The organism is Oryzomonas japonica (assembly GCF_008802365.1).
In the GTDB taxonomy this organism is placed as follows: Bacteria; Desulfobacterota; Desulfuromonadia; order Geobacterales; family Pseudopelobacteraceae; genus Oryzomonas; species Oryzomonas japonica.
This window is the reverse complement of the sequence record NZ_VZQZ01000010.1, coordinates 172,020-191,486: the sequence shown is the minus strand read 5'-3', so window position 1 is coordinate 191,486 and position 19,467 is coordinate 172,020. Positions and strand designations below refer to the sequence as shown.

The following is a 19,467-nucleotide window of genomic DNA, read 5'->3' as shown; positions in this document are numbered from 1 at the left end:
GCTTGAATGAAGATCGATTCCGCAGTACAGTTTCATAAGGCACCTCCTGAGCTTAGAAGATTGGACTCTTAAAAGCATATCAGGAAGTTTGAACCTCCTCGATAATTCAGGAGGTGCCTTTTATATGATTATCAGGCCTACAAATTTCAAAAACTGGTGTGTAGCAATAGGTGTCAGACCTACACATTTTACAAAACGTCTTTCTTTGATAAGCTTTGGTCAGGAGTAATCGCCGTGATCAAGGGGAGGATGCCATGGGCAGGCCGTTGCGAATTGAATATTCCGGCGCTCATTACCATGTAACATCGAGAGGAAACGAACGCAAAGATGTCTTCAAAAGCCAGAAAGATCGAGAGCAGTTTCTTTCGTACCTCGAATCGGCGGCATTCCGGTACGGAGCGGTTATCCATGCCTATTGCCTGATGAGCAATCACTACCATCTGCTGGTGGAGACCCCACGGGGAAACCTATCGCAGATCATGAAGCACATAAACGGAGCATACACCAACTACTTCAACGTCAAGCGCAAACGATGCGGCCACCTTTTCCAGGGGCGTTATAAGGCGATAGTGATCGACGCCGACGACTACGCAAAAGAACTATCCCGCTACATCCACCTCAACCCCGTCAGGGTGGGAATGGTAGCCAGGCCGGAAGAATACCGCTGGTCAAGCTACCTTGACTATTGCGGAGAGAGAAAAAGCCCCGAATGGCTCGAGACTGTGTTCATCCTTGATTACTTCGGCAAAGGCAGGAACGCCGGCAAGAGCTATCGGAGATTTGTTGAGGACTTGATCGACCGCGATTACGAAAGCCCATTAAACGGGGCAAAAGCCGCAACCATACTGGGTGGTGCGGAATTTGTGTCCGCAATCACCATGCGGTATGTTGACGGCAGAGGGCAAGACCGCGACCTGTCGGCGATAAGAAAGCTTTCGGCCAGGCCCACACTGGATGCGATCATCACGGTGGCGGAAACTCTGGCGGCAAACTACAGGTTATCCAGAAAAGCAGGAATCTACCTTTGTCATAAATACAGCGGAGCCACACTGAAGGAGATAGGCAAGCAATTTGGGATAAAGGAATCGGCGGTATCACAGGCGAGCAGTCGGTTCGAGCAGGAGATGGAACGAGATAAAGAGCTGGGAACGCGCGTTAGAAAGATGGGAACAAGGCTGGGATTGTAAATTGTGTAGGTCTGACACCATATTTTACCCCTAGTTTTTGGCAAACTGCCATAGAATGATTCATAGACGCGCTGATGATATTCTTTCTTTGAATGAACTCCAACTTATTTTAAAAAGTAACAGTTATTATAATTAGCATCATGTATTTGTAAGCCCCGTGTTATTGAAACGGGGGTTAACATTCTTATTGTCACAGCGATAATAATCAGTATGATTTCAGGAGTAATGATGGCCATAATAAAGCCAAAACGCAAATGTGCAACTTAGTACAGCATTGTTTTGGCTAAATCTGCCTGTGAGAGGATTGTTACATGGAGAAGCTGAGACGCTACTATGAGATCCTTGATGTTGTTCCTGGTGCTAATTTACAGGAAATCAAGAAGGCCTACAGGGACGCTATCAGCGTCTGGCATCCAGACCGTTTTGCAAACAATCCCAAGTTACAACAAAAAGCCCAAGAAAAACTGAAGGATATCAATGAGGCACATGATAAAATATACTCTTTTTTTAAAGAGTATGGTGAACCAGTTTTTTCGTCTAACGAAACCGGTATAGAAGGCAACAAAAGTGGTCCTGTCGGCAATGACGACGAAGAATTGTTGTTAAGAAGAAACTACTGCTCAATAGTCGGGAAAAACAATGCCTTTTATGTGGAAAGATTTATCAAATTCAAGAAAAAAATGGGATATTCATCATGGAATTGGGCTGCATTTCTGTTTTGCATACCGTGGACTATTTATAGGAAGATGTACATGCTGGCTACGATGTTTATTGCGATCTATGCGTTCTGGTTGTACGCAACATTTAGGATACTTGAAATCTCAAAGATCAACCCTAATGTTGAAGAAGAGTTATATTTTTTGATGGCATCAGTTTGGTGCTGTAAGGCACTATATGGCATATTTGCGAATGCCGTATACTTCTACCATATTGAAAGAAAAACCAAACAGAGGAAGTAAATGTGAAAGGTTCAACAATCAGCCAGGACCGGACACAAAAACATGCCAGTCAGGCTTTGGACGTTATACCAAAAAGGAGAAAATACCAATGACAACAAATCAGCCCTGTGAACACTGCGAGAGTTATAAAATGCAAGGTCATAATTATTGCCGTATGTGCGGGTTTTATCTCACAAAGGGTTTTGTCAAAAATGTACGCATTGCAGTCACCTTTAATTCAAGCGAAAAATTTTGCGGTTACTGTGGCAGCAAAAAGAATGAATGTTCGTGCTAACCATAAAGCAAAGGCCGCACATCCTCAGCTCCATTACAAAGAAGTCTGCTCATTCCAGTGCCCTGATTTGTCAACGCTGGGGAGCCAGTATATGATCGATAAACTGTTACTAAACCGTTCCTATAATGCCTGAATAGATGCGAATCTTCTTGAACTAAAATGAACTTTTGATACACCGAAGGAAATAGTAACTATCTGATATTATGTTGGTATTAATTATGTCAATGCATAACTGACTGGTTATATTGGTGTTTTCGAATCCCGTTTCCCGCTCCATTTAGAGCGCACAAGCCAGGCCGAAAGCCTGGCTTTTTTGCGTCCTGTAGATCGACTTCGGAGTTTAAGCTACATCGGCGTCTGGTTTGACCGATCCCTTGCCGTAATATCGGTGTGTTGCGATTGGTAGTTGGGTCACCCTTGACGCCGATGTAGGTCGGATTTAAAATCCTGTTTACAGTTATGATCGAAGCGTTACTTACGGTAATGAAGTAAAAGTGCCAGAAAAATGATCGTCAGCTAAACCGTAAGTATAGAAAAATTTGATGTGTTGCAGTAGCTCTTTGTTTTCAACAGGAATGTCTAATCTGAACGGTTGCGATCCTACCAATGGTCCTGGGGCAACTTTAAACGTATCTTTAGCTAAAGTATTTCCCCTCTCATCCAGAAGTGTAGCTGTCAGCTCAAATCCTTCGTAGGGTGTATCTATGCGGGTGTTGGTGAGGGTTCCTACAATGCGTATATCCGTATTGTTTTTTTCAGCCCTCCAAACCATACTTATATCGTGGTGGTTGTATTGGTGATCGGAAAAAGCCGGATTAATGTCGTGCGTTGTGCGGGTAGAGGTACATGCTGGAAGGAAAAATAGTAATAATGCCGAATAGTACATGATTTTCCGTAACATAGCGACACCTCCTTTTTCTTTAACTTTATCACCGCGAGGAGGGATTGCAAGGTAACGCTTGCATATAAAATAAATTGTTATTAATGAATGGAATTTTTCCCGGTGCCGTGTTTGCCCTTCAGGGGAAGCAAAAAAACAGTAATTAGGACACGAATGAAACCTGCCGCACATTGGGCACCAGCCTTGTGTCCCGATAACGTGGATAATTGCTTTTGGCCGAAACAGCCAAAGGCGGCACTCTAGAGAGATAACGAGTGGTGCGACGGCATCGATGCCGCGAAGCATTCGCTCACCACAAGCCACTCACCAAAACCAGCAGCAGCGGCCCGGCTACGCAACAGGCGGCGAGGAGGAGCAAGCCGATGAAGGCGAGGGCCATGCCGGGCACTTCGTGGACAGGTCTTTCGTGGCAGGTCGTCATTGCTGTGTACCTCCTGATGCCAGTATAGCGCAAACGGTGCCGCACCGGGGAGAGGTAAAAAGCCTGACCTGCCAGTCCCCTTGGGGACTGGCCTTTTTTTTGTGCCTACAGGGTCTGGTCCGCCGATGCGATGGTGACCGCCAGGGTGGCCCGCGCCCAGGGGAAACGCGCCTTGATCACGTCGAAATCCGGGCCCGCGGTCACGAAGGCGGCCGTCCCCTTGATCAAGAAGCCGGTGCCGGGCCCCTGCTTCCCCGCCACCTTGGAGCTGCCCAAGGTGATCAGAACCTGGTCGTTGAAGGCCACATTGGCCTCAGTGCGCTGCATGTACCCGGCCGGGATCAAGAGCCGTCCCTCCGGGGAGACGATCAGGTAGCTGTTCCAGGTGTTGACCATGTGCGGCCCGTCCGGGCCCAGGGTGGCGATGGCCACTACCCCGTCCTGTTTCATCACTTCCACTAATTTTTCCGGAATCATGTGTAACCTCCTCGTTGTGTATAGTTTCCCTTTGCCGCCCCCCGAAGGGATGCGGTATACTGCGGTCTCTATGATGCAACTCATCCTTGATCCGCGGGGGCGTTATGTTCATCCTGAACCTCCATGACCGGACCCCTCTGTACCGGCAATTGTACCACCAGATCAGGGAACGGGTCCTGTCGGGGGAGTTGCCGGCCGACAGCCGGCTCCCCTCGGTCCGGGACCTGGCCGCCGAGCTTGCCGCCAGCCGTACCACGGTGGAGAGCGCCTACTTGGAGCTGTACGGTGAGGGGTACATCTACAGTAAGCCGCGCAGCGGCTACTTCGTCTCGGCCCTGGACAGCGAGGCCGCGCCCCGCTCCCTCATCCCGGCCGCGCCCCGGCAGACTCCACTCCAGGAACCCCCGCACCCCTGCGCCTTCGACTTCCATCCCGCCCGGCTCGACCCGGCGAGCTTTCCGGCCGCCATCTGGCGGCGGCTCTTCCTGGAGACCCTGCGGGACAGCGTCCGCGAACTGACCCACTATGGCGAGCCCCAGGGGGATTGGGGGCTGCGGGTCGCCATCCGCGCCTACCTGGAACGTTCCCGGGGCGTGGTGTGCGACCCGGAGCAGATCGTGATCTGCGCCGGCCTGCAACAGAGCCTGGATATCGTGGCCGTTCTGCTGAAGGAGGGGCACTCCGCCGTGGCGGTGGAGGACCCGGGCTACCCGTTGCCCCGCTCCCTCTTCCGCAATCACGGCTACCGGGTCGCCCCCCTGCCGGTCGGGCCGGGGGGGGCCGACCTGGCGGCCCTCCGGGGAAGCGGCGGCACCGTCGCCTACGTCACTCCGTCCCACCAACTCCCCATGGGGTATGTCATGCCGGTGGCCAACCGGCTGCGGCTGATTGAGTGGGCCGCAACCGGCGGCAGGATGATCATCGAGGACGACTACGACAGCGAACTGCGCTATCACGGCAAGCCGATCCCCTCGTTGCAGGGGCTGCGGCCGGACGGGAACATCATCTACCTGGGGACCTTCTCCAAGATCCTCTCCCCGGCCCTGCGGGCGAGCTACCTCGTGCTGCCCCGGACCCTGCTCGCCCCTTACCACCACCGCTTCAGTCATTACTTCTCGACCGTGCCGCTCTTGGAGCAGAAGACCCTGGCCGCGTTCATGGAGCAGGGACACTGGGAACGGCACATCCGGCGGATGCGCATCATCTGCAAGCGGAAACATGATGCCCTGCTTCACGCCCTGGAACGGCACTTCGGAAACCAGGCCGCCATCATCGGCCAGGGCGCCGGACTCCACGTGGCCGTACAGCTCTTGGGCCCCGGCCCGGACGAAACGGAACTGATCGACCGGGCCCGCCACAGGGGCGTCCGGCTGTTCCCCTTTTCCGCGACCTGCGACGTCCCCCGGAGCGGCCCGCCCATGGTGTTGCTCGGCTTCGGCGGCATGAACGGCGACGAGATCGAGCAGGGGGTCCGGCTCCTTCTCCAGGCATGGCGGAACAGCCCCTGATATCCCCACTATAAGGGAAAACTGCCCATGCTGACAGGTGCAGTTATGAATATTTTTACCGGGGCAGATGGGGGCGTCGGGGTGAGCCGGAGAGAACGACGTTGCCGGTGTGAGGTCACCATGCAGGAAACTGCGCTTGCGCATGAGCCGAACAGTCCCCCATTCCTCCATAACGGCATGATTTTATTACGGCTCCCCCCAGGGTGGCCTCCGATATTCGGTCCCGGCAAGCCAACCGGCAAAAGTTTGCTATACTTACCATGTGTGAGCTACGAAAACGGCACCCCGTAGGCGGGGCTGCCCGGACAAGGAGCGAGTGATGATCAGAAGAGCGTTCGACCCGGAGTTGGCAACCAAGATCGTCAAGGAAGTCCCGCTGTTTATCAGCTTCTCCGACGAGGAGATCGCCGAGTTGCTGGAAAAAACCGCTATCTACAGCTATCACAAGGATGAGATCATAATCAGCGCCGACGAGCAGAACGAGCAGATGTACATCATTCTGAAGGGGCGGGTCAGGGTCGTTGACCTGTCGAGCAGCGGAGAAGAGCGGGTCATGGCGTTCCGGCACCGGGGCGATTATTTCGGCGATATGGGGCTTCTGGACGGCAAAACCGATTTTGCCACGGTGATCGCCACAGAGCCGTGCAAGGTGCTGTTGATCAGGAAGAGCGCGTTCGACGAATTCTTCCTGAATAACAACAAGGCGCTGCGTCAGGTCATCACCGTGCTGTGCCAGCGTCTGCGGGAAAGCTGGCTCTTCCATAACGTCATCGGGATCAACGATGCCGAGTCCAAGATCAGGGCCACCCTGGCGCACTACAGCACGACGCTGGGGACCAGGAACAGCCACGGCATCATCATCAATTCCATCTTCTCCCAGCAAAGCATCGCCGACCGGGTTCAGATCACCCGGGAAACGGTCACCAGGGTGCTGCGGAAGATGAAGGAGCAGCACGAGATCGAGATGGTCGGGCGGCACTTCAAGCTGATGCCCACCTTTTTCGACAAATACCGCCAGTCCCAACTGTACAAGAACCTCTCCACGGATTTTTAGGTCAGACGCAACAAGGGGCCGGATCGTTGGACCCGGCCCCTTCTTTTTTCCTGTTCCCCACCTCTTCTGTCTGCCAGCGATTGTTCAGAGGTGCAAATGCCTCGGTCGGTCGGCATTCTTTTCAAGCTTCCTCAACGAGGGCCAGCCGGTTGATGGCGATGGCAGGACGGGGTGTTCATTCCGCTGCCTAAACGGTTGCCGATGAAATCTGGGAGATGTTTTCCGCATTATGGGCATAGCTGTTCGAACTGAGCTGCAGGTAGTCCTTCAGCGCCGAGCTGAGCAGCGCCTGCAGGCTGGCGGCGGAATTGTCGCTGCCGGTGTCCGTGGTGGCTGACGCTGTTGTGGCGGACGACGAGGAAGCCTTGTCCAGGGCATCCAGCAGCGCCTGGAGCGTTTGGACAACGGTATCCTGGGTATTGCCGCTGGCTTGGGTCGAGGATGATGTGGGCGCGACACCCTCGGGCGGTTGCGGCGGCGGGGACGACAGCCTGTCCTCGATCCGGGAGAAGACCTGCTGGGCATCGGTCAGGCTGCCGGTCTGCAGGGCGCTGCCCAAGCTCTGGATATCCTGGTTGAACGGGTCATCGCTCTGGCTGCCGTTCTGCGCTGAGACATCCTGCTGGAGCGTTGCGAAGGCCGTCTGGGCGTCGGACAGGTTGCCCGATGCCAAGGCCGCGCTCAGGGCCTGGAAATCCTGCGCCAGGGGATTTGTGTCCGAAGAGCCCGTGGAGTCGGTGGCGTCGGTGGAGTCGGCGGAAGCCGTCTGGTCGGTGGAGAGCAACGAGGCAAGGTCCATCTGCTGCTTGGCAAACTCACCCTGTCCCTTCATGTGCCGCTGGATCTTGTCGAGGACCGTCTGGGCATCGGTCAGGTTGCCAGATTGGATGGCGCTGCCTAAACTCTGGATATCCTGGGCCATAGGGTTGTTGCTATCGTTGCCAACGCTGTCCGTGCCGCTCGTGCCCGATTGCGCTGCCTTATCCGACGCAAGCGCGGCGTATGCCTGTTGGGCGTCGGTCATGTCGCCCGACTTGAGAGCGGTGCTGATGTCCTGGAAATCCTGGGCAATCTTGGCAAAAAAACTGGAACTGCTGGAAGAGATACCTGAAATTGACATGTGTAGACCTCCTTTGGTATGATGAATCGGGTTGGAAGCGCCGGCCTGGATCAATGGGGACTCGTGACGCTATTTGGTTGCACTATCCGTCCATAGGGGCTCCTTTCACGGTGGGACGACATGTCGGCCGCAAGCCTCCCCGCCCGGTTTATGGGGCGCCCGCCCCGCGCCCTTCCCGGCGGCTGGTCAGGCGTCTTTTTCGCATGGTACGTATCGTGTGTACGCGCGAAATAAGGATGAATTGTGAAGGAAAAAAGAAAATTTTTGTGCAATGTGCCGCCGTGCGACCACTTTTCCTTGATTGCTGCATATTTCATCCATACTCCTTCGTTATCCTCATGCCCAACAGCGTGAATTCCCGCCTCAACCGGCACAAACACCCCCTGTCATACGTCGTGATGACGGGGGAGAAAAGGTGGTTCCCATGAAACTGAGTACCCGGGGCCGATGGGCCTGTTTTGGCGTGGCCGTAAGTATGCTCGTTCTTCCCCGGCTGGGGGAGGCCGCGCTCGGCGGAACCGCCGCTTCGGTCGCGTCGGACCGCGCGGCCCTTGCGGCCGTGCATCGGGCCACCACGACCCGCAGCGCCTACACGGTCCAGGAGTTCCGGTCCGATTCGAGCACCGTACGGGAATACGTCTCCGTATCCGGTGTGGTGTTCGCCGTTGCCTGGAATGGCCGGACGCATCCCGACCTCACCACCCTCCTCGGTTCCTATTCCGGCGAATATCGGGCCGCCCTGCGGCAAACAGCGCGCAAACGGGGGCTCCGGCGTCAGCAGGTGCAGTCGGATGGGGTCGTTGTGGAGAAGTGGGGGCACATGCGGAATCTGCAGGGCAGGGCCTATGCCCCGGCATTGATCCCTACGGGGGTAACCATCGATGAAATCAAATAACGTAGGCATGACGCTCCTTGTCATGGCCCTTGTCGCCGGCTGCGGTTCGGGCGGCAGTTCCGGCACCGGCACCACGACCGGTACCACGACCGGTACCACCAGCGGCACGACCGGCACCACCAGCACCTCGACCGGCACCACCAGCACCTCGACCGGCACCACCGGTACGACAACCGGCACTGCCGCGAGCAATGTGCTCGCCGTCACCGTCAACGGCTCCCTCTGCTCCGGCAGCACCTCCGGCTCTTATGTCAACAAGCCGTGCGTCAGCGTGACAATCTGCACCCCCGGCACCTCCACCTGCCAGACCGTCGACGACATCCTGCTGGATACCGGCAGTTACGGGTTGCGTATCTTCAGCACCGCCCTGACCGGGGTGTCCCTCACCCAGGTAGCCAGCGCCGGCGGCGGGTCGTTGGCCGAATGCGTCCAGTTCGGGGACGGCTCTGCGTTGTGGGGGCCGGTCATGACGGCGGATGTGGTCCTGGGAGGTGAATCCGGCGTGCAGATGCCGATCCAGGTGATCAACGCCGGCTTCGGTTCCCCTCCCCAGGCTTGCAGGAGTGCCGATGCCAGCCCTACGGCGGCGGGATTCAACGGGATACTGGGGGTGGGGCTGTTTGCGCGGGATTGCGGTGCGGGGTGCGTCGACACGGCCGATAACGGGATGTACTACTCCTGCAGCGGATCGAGTTGCACCGCCACGGCGGCGGAACTCGCCAAACAGGTGCCCAACCCGGTGGCGCTGCTTCCGCTGGACAATAACGGCGTGATCGTGCAACTCCCCACGGTCGCCACGAACGGGGCCGCCTCAGCCGCAGGCTCGCTCACCCTGGGGATCGGCACCCGGTCCAACAACGTCCCCTCGTCGGTAACCACATACCCCGTCGATGCGTCGACCGCCGAGTTCCTCACCACCTATAACGGCACCACCTACAACAGCTTCCTGGACACCGGTTCCAACGGCCTGTACTTCCCTGCCACAAGCCTCTTGTCGGCCTGCACCGTCTCCGGTTATTCCGACTGGTTCTGCCCCGCGGCGACCAAGAGCCTGAGCGCCGTCAACGCCGGGTATAACGGTTCGCCCTTCGGCACCATCTCCTTCACGATCGGCAGCGCCGTCACCATGTTCAATTCGTCCTACATGGTGTTCCCCGCCCTGGGGGGCGCCATGAGCGGCGGCTTCGACTGGGGCCTCCCCTTCTTTCTGGGGAGAAACGTCTATGTGGGGATCGACGGAAAGGGCTCCACCCTGGGAACCGGGCCGTACTGGGCGTACTGATTGTCTTGGGTGCTCCTGGGAAAATGGAAGCCTGCGGGTCTCGTTTGTCTTCCCCCGTTAGCAAAGGGGGAAGACGGCCCCGACACCTCTTCGGGCAGCGTCCCTCTGTAGAATGTAGAAAGTACAAACCCCACCGCAGCTGTTCGCCGCGGTGGGGTTTTGTTGTCTGGGGTCTGTCGCCGCCCGGCGGCATGATCCGTTACAGTACCTCGAATTTGTACCCCACGCCGTACACCGAATGGATCAACTCCGCCTCGGGATCGACATTGGCGATCTTTTTCCGCAGCTTCTTGATGTGACTGTCGATGGTGCGGTCGCTCACGGTGCGCTGGTCGTGGTAGATCTGGTCCATGAGTTGCTGCCGGCTGTAGATGCGCCCCGGGCTGGCGACGAGGAACTGCAGGAGTTTGAATTCAACCGCCGTGAGATCAAGGTCATTGCCGGTGAGGGTGGCCCGGTAACGCGACTCGTCCAGGACGAGCCCATGCGCCTGGATCGTCTGTTCGCTCCCGGACCGGCGCAGGACCGACTTGACCCGCGCCACCACCTCCCGGGGACTGAACGGCTTGCAGATGTAGTCGTCGGCCCCCAATTCGAGCCCGAGCAGGCGGTCGATCTCCTCGATGCGGGCGGTGACCATAATGATCGGCACGCTGGAAAAGGTGCGGATGTCCTTGCAGATCTCGATGCCGTCGCGGCCCGGCAGCATCAGGTCGAGGAGGATGAGGGCGGGCGCATGTTCCCGCACCCAGGCGACAACCTCCAGGCCATCGCCCAGGCGGTGGGCGTCGTAGCCGCTCTGTTGCAGGTAATCGTGGAGCAGCGCCGCCAGTTTCTCTTCGTCTTCTACGATCAGTATCTTGCCATTCATCAGCATCTCCCCGTCAACGGTAGTTCTATTCTGATCCAGATTCCCCCCAGCGCTGAGGGATGGGCGGTAATGGTCCCTGCGTGGGCCTCGACGATATTGCGGCAGATGGCCAGGCCGAGTCCCGCGCCCCCGGCGGCCCGGTTGCGGGAAGCCTCCACCCGGTAGAGCCGTTCGAACAGCCGTTCAAGGTCGCCGGGCGGTACGCCGGGGGCCGAATCCTCGATGTCGATGGCGGCAAGTTCTGGCTGGTATGTCAGGCGGACGGCGATCGTGCCGCCCGGATCGGTATATTTCAGGGTATTGTCGAAGATATTGGCGAACAGCTGGCGCATGCGCTCGGGATCGCCGAACACCACCTCCTTTCCCTCCCCGGGGATCGTGGCGGCCACGGTAATCCCCCGGGCGGCGAACTGGGGGCGGTAGGTGGCGAGCACCCCCGTCAGCAGGGCGCCCAGTTCCAGCTCCACCTTGCGGTAGGTCAATGCGCCCACGTCGGAGAGGGAGAGTTGGTAGAGGTCGTTCACCAGGTGCTCCAGACGCAGCACCTCCCCGTGGAGGGAGTCGATGCCGTCCGGGTTTGCCGGGCGGATCCCGTCCTGGATCGCCTCGATTTCGCCCCGCAGGATGGCCAGGGGGGTGCGCAGTTCGTGGGAGATGTCGGCGACCCACTGGCGCCGCGTCTGCTCGTTCTTTTCCAGGGTCAGGGCCAGGGAATTGAACCCCCGGGCAAGCTGGCCCAGTTCATCCGTCGATGTTATGGGCACCCGGGTGGCGTACTCCCCGGACGCAAGCCGGTCGGTGGCCGCGGCCAGGGCCTTGATCGGCCGGACCAGGCGGTTGGCCAGGGGGAGGGCGAGCCCCGCGGCCAGGAGTACGATGGTCCCGGCTATCAGGCTCAGGGCGGATTGGACATCCTTGAGAAAGCGGCGCTGGAAGTCGTCGGGGAACCGCTTGTGGGGCAGGAGCCCCAGATAGCCCACGGTCCTGGTGCGGTATTGGAGCGGCTTGAGAGTGGTGTCCGCCGGGATCTCCGCCGGGGCGAATACCGGCTGTTTGTTCCCGTCCAGCAGGAGGAACATCCTGCCGATCTCCCGGGGCGGGTGTCCCATGGGTGGGGGGAGGAGGGGCCGCGGCTCCCGGTCATGCTCCCCGGTCCGGGGGCCTCCCTGGGGTTGTCCCTCGGGCGGCCTGGGGTGACCTTGGGGGAACGTTTCCGCAATGAGCCGGAGCCACTGTTCCGGTTCCTTCTTCAGGTAATCCCAGCCGCCTTGGGCGGCATAGCCCGACTCCAGCCGCACCGCCAGCCGCGCGAACTGGGTCTGCTCCACGTTGTGCATGTAGCGCCGGAACCCCTGTTCCACGCTCCACTGCATGATGAAGAACGTGCTGAGCACGGTCAGGATGGCGGCCGCCAGGATCACCAGGAACAGGCGGTAGGTGATGCGGATCTTCATTGACCAAAATCCCCTTGTCATCGTTACGGCGGTCCCGCGGGCCGGCCATAAACAGGATGGGCGATTATTATCACAAACCGTGGGCGAGGACCATCTTCAGAATTGTCTGTCCGTTTTTTTCATAATTGTTACATATTTCAACCATATTGGCTTGCTAGCCTTTTCCCATGGTTCGAGTGCTTTTTGACGGCGGATCGACGGTTGCGCCGATGGCGTTGGCGGAACCGTACAAGCCGCGGAAAGGAGTGAAGTATGGGAATACGCGGTATGAAACGGCTAGGCGCCCTGCTCGTGACGGGCGTCATGGTTTCGGCCCCGGCATGGGCCAGTGTGGGGCCTGCCCCGGGCGAGCGCCGGGAGCCCCCCCAGGCGGCATTCGATGCCTGCAAGGGCAAGAGCGAAGGGGCCGCTGTGGAGATCGTCACCCCCAACGGCGGCACGATCAAGGCGACCTGCAAAACGTTCAAGGGGCAGTTGGCGGCGGTCCCTGAAGGCGCCCCGCCTCCGCCGCCCCAGAACTAAACGGCAATGACAACAACCAGGAACGGTAGGAACAAGCGAGGGGAGAATCCTTATGAAACGGCAGATCATGGTGTGCGTCCTGCTGGCGGCAACGACACTAGGCGCTAATGGCGGCTGGGCCGGGGCGACGGGCGAAGGCGGGCACCGGGGGATGGATGAGCGGGGATGGGGGGTGCCGGGGATGGTGCCGCCGCCTCCGTCCGAGGAGATGGTTGCCCGCATGGCGCAGCGGCTCAAGCTGACCAGCGACCAGCAGGCGAAGGTCAAGGCGGTGTTCGCGGCAGAGCGGGAAAAAACGGCGCCGCTGATGCAGAAGATGGCGGAATATCACAAGCAGCTGCGCGACACCTCCCGCGCCGCAACGTTCGATGAGGCGGCCATCCGCGCCATTGCAACGAAGGAGGCCCAGGCCGAGGTCGAGCTGCTCGTTTCGTTCGAGCGGACGCGCAGTCGGGTCAATGCCCTCTTAACCCCGGAACAGCGGGCCCTTGCCGAGAAGTGCCCGCCACCGCCTCCCCACCGCGGCCATGGGCCCGAGGAAAGGTGCGGCTGCGGACACGGCCCGGGGCACATGCCGCCACCCTGCGATGACGGCCCCGGCAAGGACGGTGACCGGATGCCGGGACCTGGTGGCCCTGGTGAGGAACAGAGATAGGGTGACGTGGGGATGGCCGCCACGAGGGGGCTGTCCCCATAATCCTCTGCGAACAGAGGTACAGGAGGCTGCAATGGCATTACCCTATCTTCGGGAACGGGTGCGGGAAGCATGCCCGGTCAAGCTTGATATCCTGGGCATGGCCGTCACGGAAATAGACCATGTCTCCGCCCTGCGCAGCGGGATGGAGCTGGTGGCCGGGATCATCGTCATGGCGGTCAGGTGGGGCGGCGCGGCCGATCTGGCCGGGGTGGCGACCGGCGACATCATCTCCGAGGTGGACGGAAGACCTACCAGAACCATCAAAGAGCTGATGGATACCCTGGCCGCCCATGAGGCCCGGACGCCGATCAGGTTGCTGTTCCGGCGCGTCGGCGCGTGGCGATATCTCGCCCTGCCGTACGAAGAAGAGAGCCCGGGAGGAGATGGAGGCTCCTGTCGCTGCTGATTCCCCATCCGCACCCAGGCGCTGGTTTCGTTGGCTCGTCTTCCCAACGGACCGGGCGCCTCGTTTTTTCACCGGTTTGCGCCGGGCATACCGGCCCCCTCGCGGCGACCTTGAACGCCTTCTCACCATCGCTGAAATAATATCTTGACAGTTTAAAATGATCATTTTAAATTATCATTTAAATTTATCATTTGAAATAAAAGTCGAGGCGTGCCATGGCCGGAAGAGACCCCGTCAAAACTAAGGAAAGACTCCTGGGTGCCGCAACTGCAGTGTTTGTCGAAATGGGCTACCGGGATGCGACCGTGGCCGAGATCTGCAACAGGGCCGAGGCCAATATCTCCGCCGTCAATTATTATTTCGGCAGCAAGAAGGCCCTGTACCGGGAGGCGTGGCTCCATGCCTTTCGCGAGGCCATGCAGGCGCATCCGCCCGATGGGGGTGTGGCTGCGGCCGCGCCTCCTGAGGAGCGGCTGCGGGGGCAGGTCACGGCGATCATAGCGCGGATTGCCGACGAGAAGTGCCGGGATTTCGCCATCTCCCAGATGGAACTCACCAATCCCACCGGCCTTCTGGAGGACCTCATGCGCTCGGAGCTCGATCCCCTGCGGGAGAAGACCCTGGCCGTGGTGCGGGAACTGCTCGGGCCCCACGCCTCCGACGTCCAGGTGCAGTTCTGCGAGGTGTGCATCCTCAGCATGTGCGTCAATCCGATGTTGATGAAACGGAACAGACACGGGGGGGGCGGGAAGGCCGCTCATCCCATGGACGACCTCGAGGCGTTTGCGGATCATGTAGTGAAATTTTCCCTGGCCGGGATGGCAGCCATTCGCGGCCAGGCATAGAAACGGATCGATTCAATGACAAAGATAGCGCGTAAACGGAGTTTCATCGCCCTGGGCATTGTCGTGTTCCTGGTGGGGGCAGGGCTTTTGGTCAGGCATTTCTTCTTCGCCACGCCCAAGGTCACGTATGTCACCGCAAGCGCCGCCAGGATGGACATCGAGGAAAGCGTCCTGGCCAGCGGCATCCTGAAGGCATTCAAGACGGTCGCGGTCGGCGCCCAGGTGTCCGGGCAGTTGAAGACGCTGCACGTGGCCCTGGGGGACCGGGTCAAAAAGGGGCAGTTGGTGGCCGAGATCGATTCGGTGACCCAGTTGAACTCCCTCAGGGATGCGGAGGCCCAGGTGGAAAACCTGCGCGCCCAGAAGCGCTCCTCCCAGGCGCTCCTGAAGCAGTATGCCCTGGCCTGGCAGCGCCAGAGCCAGATGGCGTCCCAGGACGCCGCCTCCCATGCGGACCTGGAAAGCGCCCAGGCGTCGCTCGACAGTACGCGCCATACCATCGCCTCCCTGGATGCCCAGATCAAGAAGGCGATCATTGCCGTGGATACGGCCAAGGCCAACCTGGGGTACACCCAGATCAGCGCCCCCATGGACGGGACCGTCATCTCCATCGATACGGACGAAGGGCAGACCGTGGTCTCCACCCAGTCGGCCACCACCATCATCACCCTGGCTACCCTGGATACCATTACCGTCAAGGCCAAGATCTCGGAAGCGGACGTTATGCGGGTCAAGCCGGGCCTGACGACCTATTTCACCCTACTGGGGGATGCGGACACCCGCTATTACAGTAAATTGCGGGCCATAGAACCGGGGCCGGTTTCCGGCAGCACCAGCAGTACCACCACCAGCAGTAGCAGCAGTTCCACCAGCAGTTCGGCGGTCTATTACTACGGCCTGTTCGAAGTTCCCAACCCGGACAACAAGCTGAGGGTCTCCATGACCGCCCAGGTGTCCATCGTCCTGAACGAGGCGAAACACGCCCTGGCGATCCCCACGTCGGCCCTGGGGGATAAGCTCAAGGACGGCCGCTATACGGTGCGGGTCCTGAAAAACGATGCGCCCGAGACCCGCACCATCCGGGTGGGCATCAACAACAGCGTCTATGCGCAGGTGCTGGAGGGATTACGGGAGGGTGACAAGGTCGTGGTGGGGGACAGCACCTCCGTGCCCGCGGCCACCACCAGCCAGCACCCCGGGCCGCCGGGGGGGAGACGCTGAGCATGGGCAAGCCATTACTCGAACTCTCCCACCTGGGGCGCAGCTTCGTCACCGGCGGGCAGGAGATCCCGGTGCTGAAGGGGATCGACCTGACCATCCAGGCGGGCGAGATGGTGGCCATCGTCGGCGCCTCCGGCTCGGGGAAGTCCACCCTGATGAATATCCTGGGCTGTCTGGACCGTCCCAGCGAGGGGAGCTACCGGGTCAACGGCCAGGAAACCGGCGCCTTGTCCAGCGACGAGCTGGCCAAGCTGCGCCGGGAATATTTCGGCTTCATCTTCCAGAGGTATCACCTGATGCCGCACCTGAGCGCGGCCCAGAACACCGAGATCCCGGCGGTCTATTCCGGGGTCAAGAAGGCCCCGCGCCGGGCCAGGGCCCAGGAACTGCTGGCCCGCCTCGGTCTCGAAGACCGCTGGGACCATCGCCCCAACCAGCTCTCGGGCGGCCAGCAGCAGCGGGTGAGTATCGCCCGCGCGCTCATGAACGGGGGCGACGTCATCCTGGCCGACGAGCCGACCGGCGCCCTGGACAGCAAGAGCGGCCAGGAGATGATGAACATCCTCCAGGAACTGCACGGCCGGGGGCACACCATCATCCTGGTCACCCACGATATGCAGGTGGCCAACAACGCCGAACGCATCATCGAGATCAGCGACGGCGAGATCATCCGGGACCAGCCCAACCCCAACGCCGTGGCGAAGGACAAGGCCGTGTTGCCGGAGAAACCTCTCGGAGATGAAGGGGGGAACCCGCTCCAGGCCCATTGGGGGCGTTTCGCCGAGGCGTTCAAGATGGCCCTCATCGCGATGGCATCCCACCGGATGCGGACACTGTTGACCATGCTGGGCATCATCATCGGCATCACCTCGGTGGTCTCGGTGGTGGCGCTGGGGCAGGGGGCGCGCCAGAAGGTAATCAACGATATCAGTTCCATGGGCACCAACGTCATCGATGTCTATCCCGGCAACGACTGGGGGGACGAGGACGCCGGCAGCATCTACACCCTGGTCCCGGCCGATATGGAGGCGCTGAAGTCCCAGGTCTATGTGGACAGCGCCACGCCCGGCACCAGCGACAACGAATTGGTGCGCTACCGCAACATCAAGGCCAGCGCCTCCATCAAAGGCGTCGGCGAGCAGTTTTTCCGCGTGCGCGGCTACGAGATGGCGCAGGGTTTGGCCTTCGACGCCGAGGATGTCAAACGGCAGGCCCAGGTGGTGGTGATCGACCAGAACACCAGCAAAAAGTTCTTCGCCAAGGAGGACCCCATCGGCAAGATCCTCTTCCTCGGCGCGCTCCCCTGCCAGGTCATCGGGGTGACCAAGGAGAAGGACAGCCCCTTCGGCAGCAACCAGAACCTGGAACTCTGGATACCCTACAGCGCCGCCATGAGCCGGCTCCTGGGACAGACCTATTTCAGCTCCATCACGGTCCGGGTGAAGGAGGGGGTCTCCAACCAGATCGCCGAGCAGAGCATCACCAAGCTGCTCAAACAGCGCCACGGCGTCAAGGACTTCTATACCAACAGCAGCGACAGCATCCTGAAAACCGTGAAGAAGACCACCGCCACCCTTAGCCTGATGATCTCGGCCATTGCCGTCATCTCGCTCATCGTGGGGGGGATCGGGGTCATGAACATCATGCTGGTCTCGGTCACGGAGCGCACCCACGAGATCGGCATCCGCATGGCGGTGGGCGCCCGGCAGGACGACATCATGCAGCAATTCCTGATCGAATCGGTCCTGGTCTGCCTGATCGGCGGCTCCATCGGCATCATGTTCTCCTACGGCGTGGGAATAATCTTCGCCATGTTCGTCAAAAGCTTTGCCATGAAGTTTTCCATATTATCCATCGTTTCGGCTTTTCTCTGCTCATCACTGATCGGGATAATCTTCGGATTCCTGCCGGCGCGCAACGCCGCCCGGCTTGATCCGATCGAAGCGCTGGCACGGGAGTAACATCATTATGACCGGATACCGCAAGAAGCCATGCCGGGCGATCTGCCTGCTCCTCGCCGCCGCCCTTTTGACCGGCGGGTGCAGCCTTTTACCTCGTAGCGATTATACCCCGCCCCAGGTTGCGCTGCCGCAGCAGTGGCAGGGACAGACCACCACCGGCACTGGGGTGGCAAGCGGCAAACAGTGGTGGGAAGGGTTTGGCGACCCGCTGCTGAACCAACTGATCGAGCGGGCGCTCACCACCAATAACGATCTGGCCGCCGCCGCCATCAAGGTTCGCCGGGCCCAGCTCACCGCCCGCCTGACCAACACAAACCTGACCCCTTCCGTGAGCGTCGGGGCCAACAGCAGCATCAGCCGGGACCTGAAGAACCATGCCGATACCCAGACTCACAGCGTTACCGGATCGTTGAGCTACGAGGTGGACCTGTGGGGCAGGCTTGACGCCACGCGGGACGCCAGCCGCTGGGAGGCCGAGGCCACGGAGGTGGACCGGCGGAGTACGGCCCTGTCGCTCATCGGCACCACGGCGGCGGATTACTGGCAGGTCGCCTACCTGAACCAGCTCATCGCCACCAGCGAGGCGAGCATCGCCTATGCGGAAAAGAGCCTGGAGCTGGTGGAGGTGAAATACCGTGCCGGCGCCGTTTCCAGTCTGGACCTGGTCCAGGCCCGGCAGGCCGTGGCCACCCAGAAGGCCGATCTCGCCTCGCTTGTGCGCCAGCGGGCCGAGGCGCGCAACGCCCTGGCGATCCTGTTCAACCAGGCGCCGGAGAACAGCGTGCCTGAACGCACGGCGTTGCCGGACGGCCCGCTGCCCGCCGTGGCTGCCGGCCTGCCGGCCAGCCTGCTCGGCCAACGTCCCGATGTGCACGCCGCCGAACTGCGCCTGCGGGAATACCTGGCCAACGTGGACAGCACCCGGGCCAGCTACTACCCGGCGCTCACCCTGACCGGCAGCCTGGGGAGCAGCAGTACCAGCCTGGCAAACGTGCTGCAAAACCCGGTCGCCGCCCTGGGCGCCGGCCTGACCCTGCCGTTTCTCCAGTGGAACACCATGCGGTTGAATGTGAAGATCTCGGAGGCGCAGTACGAGGAGGCGGTGGTCTCCTTCCGGCAGACCCTGTACGCCGCCCTGAGCGATGTGGAGAACGCCTTGTCGGGGCGCACCCAGTACGAGGCGGAGGGGAAACGGTTGGAAGAGGCGCTGGCGCTGGCGAAGCGGTCCGAGGAGTTGGCCGAGATCCGCTACCGCGCCGGATATACCGCGGTGCAGCTCTGGCTGGACGCCCAGGAGAGTCGGCGCAGCGCCGAGAAAAGTCTGGCGGCGAACCGCCTGAACCGGCTCAAGAACCTGATGACGCTCTATCAGGCCCTGGGCGGGGAGATGGGGAAGGGGACGCCGTGAGGGG

Annotated in this window: 18 protein-coding genes; 13 read left to right on the top strand and 5 right to left on the bottom strand. The window is 59.9% G+C overall.

The window, feature by feature from the left end; all coding sequences use genetic code 11:
- Positions 1-254 precede the first annotated feature (254 nt).
- Both F6V25_RS15055 and F6V25_RS15050 read left to right on the top strand, forming a co-directional pair.
- Complete coding sequence (locus tag F6V25_RS15055) at positions 255-1,187, top strand: REP-associated tyrosine transposase (protein WP_151129437.1); 933 nt, start codon at positions 255-257, stop codon at positions 1,185-1,187.
- A 311-nt stretch (positions 1,188-1,498) separates the two neighbouring features.
- Entirely contained in the window at positions 1,499-2,146 is a 648-nt protein-coding gene (locus tag F6V25_RS15050) for a J domain-containing protein (RefSeq protein ID WP_151129436.1), read from the top strand.
- Positions 2,147-2,895: 749 nt separating this feature from the next.
- On the opposite strand, the gene F6V25_RS15045 is transcribed toward F6V25_RS15050, so the two are convergent.
- Positions 2,896-3,606, bottom strand: coding sequence for a hypothetical protein (locus F6V25_RS15045; protein WP_151129435.1), 711 nt, complete (start codon positions 3,604-3,606; stop codon positions 2,896-2,898).
- Between the two features lie 241 nt (positions 3,607-3,847).
- The gene (locus tag F6V25_RS15040) at positions 3,848-4,219 is read right to left on the bottom strand and encodes a pyridoxamine 5'-phosphate oxidase family protein (protein ID WP_151129434.1); all 372 of its coding nucleotides are present in this window, start codon (positions 4,217-4,219) and stop codon (positions 3,848-3,850) included.
- Positions 4,220-4,323: 104 nt separating this feature from the next.
- On the opposite strand from F6V25_RS15040, the gene pdxR reads away from it, so the two are divergent.
- A complete protein-coding gene (gene pdxR / locus F6V25_RS15035; protein WP_151129433.1) occupies positions 4,324-5,727 on the top strand; it encodes a MocR-like pyridoxine biosynthesis transcription factor PdxR in 1,404 nt (467 codons plus the stop codon).
- A 319-nt stretch (positions 5,728-6,046) separates the two neighbouring features.
- Positions 6,047-6,781 carry a Crp/Fnr family transcriptional regulator gene (locus F6V25_RS15030; RefSeq protein WP_151129432.1) on the top strand — a complete coding sequence of 245 codons (735 nt, stop codon included), beginning with the start codon at positions 6,047-6,049 and terminating at the stop codon, positions 6,779-6,781.
- 187 nt (positions 6,782-6,968) lie between these two features.
- On the opposite strand, the gene F6V25_RS15025 is transcribed toward F6V25_RS15030, so the two are convergent.
- On the bottom strand, positions 6,969-7,901 hold the full coding sequence (locus F6V25_RS15025; RefSeq protein ID WP_151129431.1) for a hypothetical protein: 933 nt from the start codon (positions 7,899-7,901) through the stop codon (positions 6,969-6,971).
- A 424-nt stretch (positions 7,902-8,325) separates the two neighbouring features.
- Between F6V25_RS15025 and F6V25_RS15020 the strand changes: the two genes are divergently transcribed.
- Entirely contained in the window at positions 8,326-8,796 is a 471-nt protein-coding gene (locus F6V25_RS15020; protein ID WP_151129430.1) for a DUF2844 domain-containing protein, read from the top strand.
- Complete coding sequence (locus F6V25_RS15015; RefSeq protein ID WP_151129429.1) at positions 8,783-10,078, top strand: DUF3443 domain-containing protein; 1,296 nt, start codon at positions 8,783-8,785, stop codon at positions 10,076-10,078. Before F6V25_RS15020 ends, F6V25_RS15015 begins: the two co-directional genes overlap by 14 nt.
- Before the next feature lie 199 nt (positions 10,079-10,277).
- On the opposite strand, the gene F6V25_RS15010 is transcribed toward F6V25_RS15015, so the two are convergent.
- Both F6V25_RS15010 and F6V25_RS15005 read right to left on the bottom strand, forming a co-directional pair.
- The gene (locus F6V25_RS15010; protein WP_151129428.1) at positions 10,278-10,949 is read right to left on the bottom strand and encodes a response regulator; all 672 of its coding nucleotides are present in this window, start codon (positions 10,947-10,949) and stop codon (positions 10,278-10,280) included.
- Positions 10,949-12,403: an ATP-binding protein gene (locus F6V25_RS15005; protein ID WP_151129427.1), complete on the bottom strand. Its 1,455-nt coding sequence runs from the start codon at positions 12,401-12,403 to the stop codon at positions 10,949-10,951. The genes F6V25_RS15010 and F6V25_RS15005 overlap by 1 nt, the downstream gene beginning before the upstream one ends.
- Before the next feature lie 252 nt (positions 12,404-12,655).
- On the opposite strand from F6V25_RS15005, the gene F6V25_RS15000 reads away from it, so the two are divergent.
- The 7 genes from F6V25_RS15000 to F6V25_RS14970 all read left to right on the top strand — a co-directional run bounded on the left by F6V25_RS15000 (position 12,656) and on the right by F6V25_RS14970 (position 19,463).
- Complete coding sequence (locus F6V25_RS15000; RefSeq protein ID WP_191966222.1) at positions 12,656-12,925, top strand: hypothetical protein; 270 nt, start codon at positions 12,656-12,658, stop codon at positions 12,923-12,925.
- 52 nt (positions 12,926-12,977) lie between these two features.
- Complete coding sequence (locus F6V25_RS14995; RefSeq protein WP_151129425.1) at positions 12,978-13,580, top strand: Spy/CpxP family protein refolding chaperone; 603 nt, start codon at positions 12,978-12,980, stop codon at positions 13,578-13,580.
- 73 nt (positions 13,581-13,653) lie between these two features.
- Positions 13,654-14,028, top strand: a complete 375-nt coding sequence (locus F6V25_RS14990) for a PDZ domain-containing protein (RefSeq protein ID WP_191966221.1) — start codon at positions 13,654-13,656, stop codon at positions 14,026-14,028.
- A gap of 215 nt (positions 14,029-14,243) precedes the next feature.
- Complete coding sequence (locus F6V25_RS14985; protein WP_151129423.1) at positions 14,244-14,873, top strand: CerR family C-terminal domain-containing protein; 630 nt, start codon at positions 14,244-14,246, stop codon at positions 14,871-14,873.
- 15 nt (positions 14,874-14,888) lie between these two features.
- Complete coding sequence (gene macA / locus F6V25_RS14980) at positions 14,889-16,094, top strand: macrolide transporter subunit MacA (RefSeq protein WP_151129422.1); 1,206 nt, start codon at positions 14,889-14,891, stop codon at positions 16,092-16,094.
- 2 nt (positions 16,095-16,096) lie between these two features.
- A complete protein-coding gene (locus F6V25_RS14975; protein ID WP_151129421.1) occupies positions 16,097-18,055 on the top strand; it encodes a MacB family efflux pump subunit in 1,959 nt (652 codons plus the stop codon).
- Positions 18,056-18,062: 7 nt separating this feature from the next.
- The gene (locus F6V25_RS14970) at positions 18,063-19,463 is read left to right on the top strand and encodes an efflux transporter outer membrane subunit (RefSeq protein ID WP_151129420.1); all 1,401 of its coding nucleotides are present in this window, start codon (positions 18,063-18,065) and stop codon (positions 19,461-19,463) included.
- Positions 19,464-19,467: the final 4 nt, after the last annotated feature.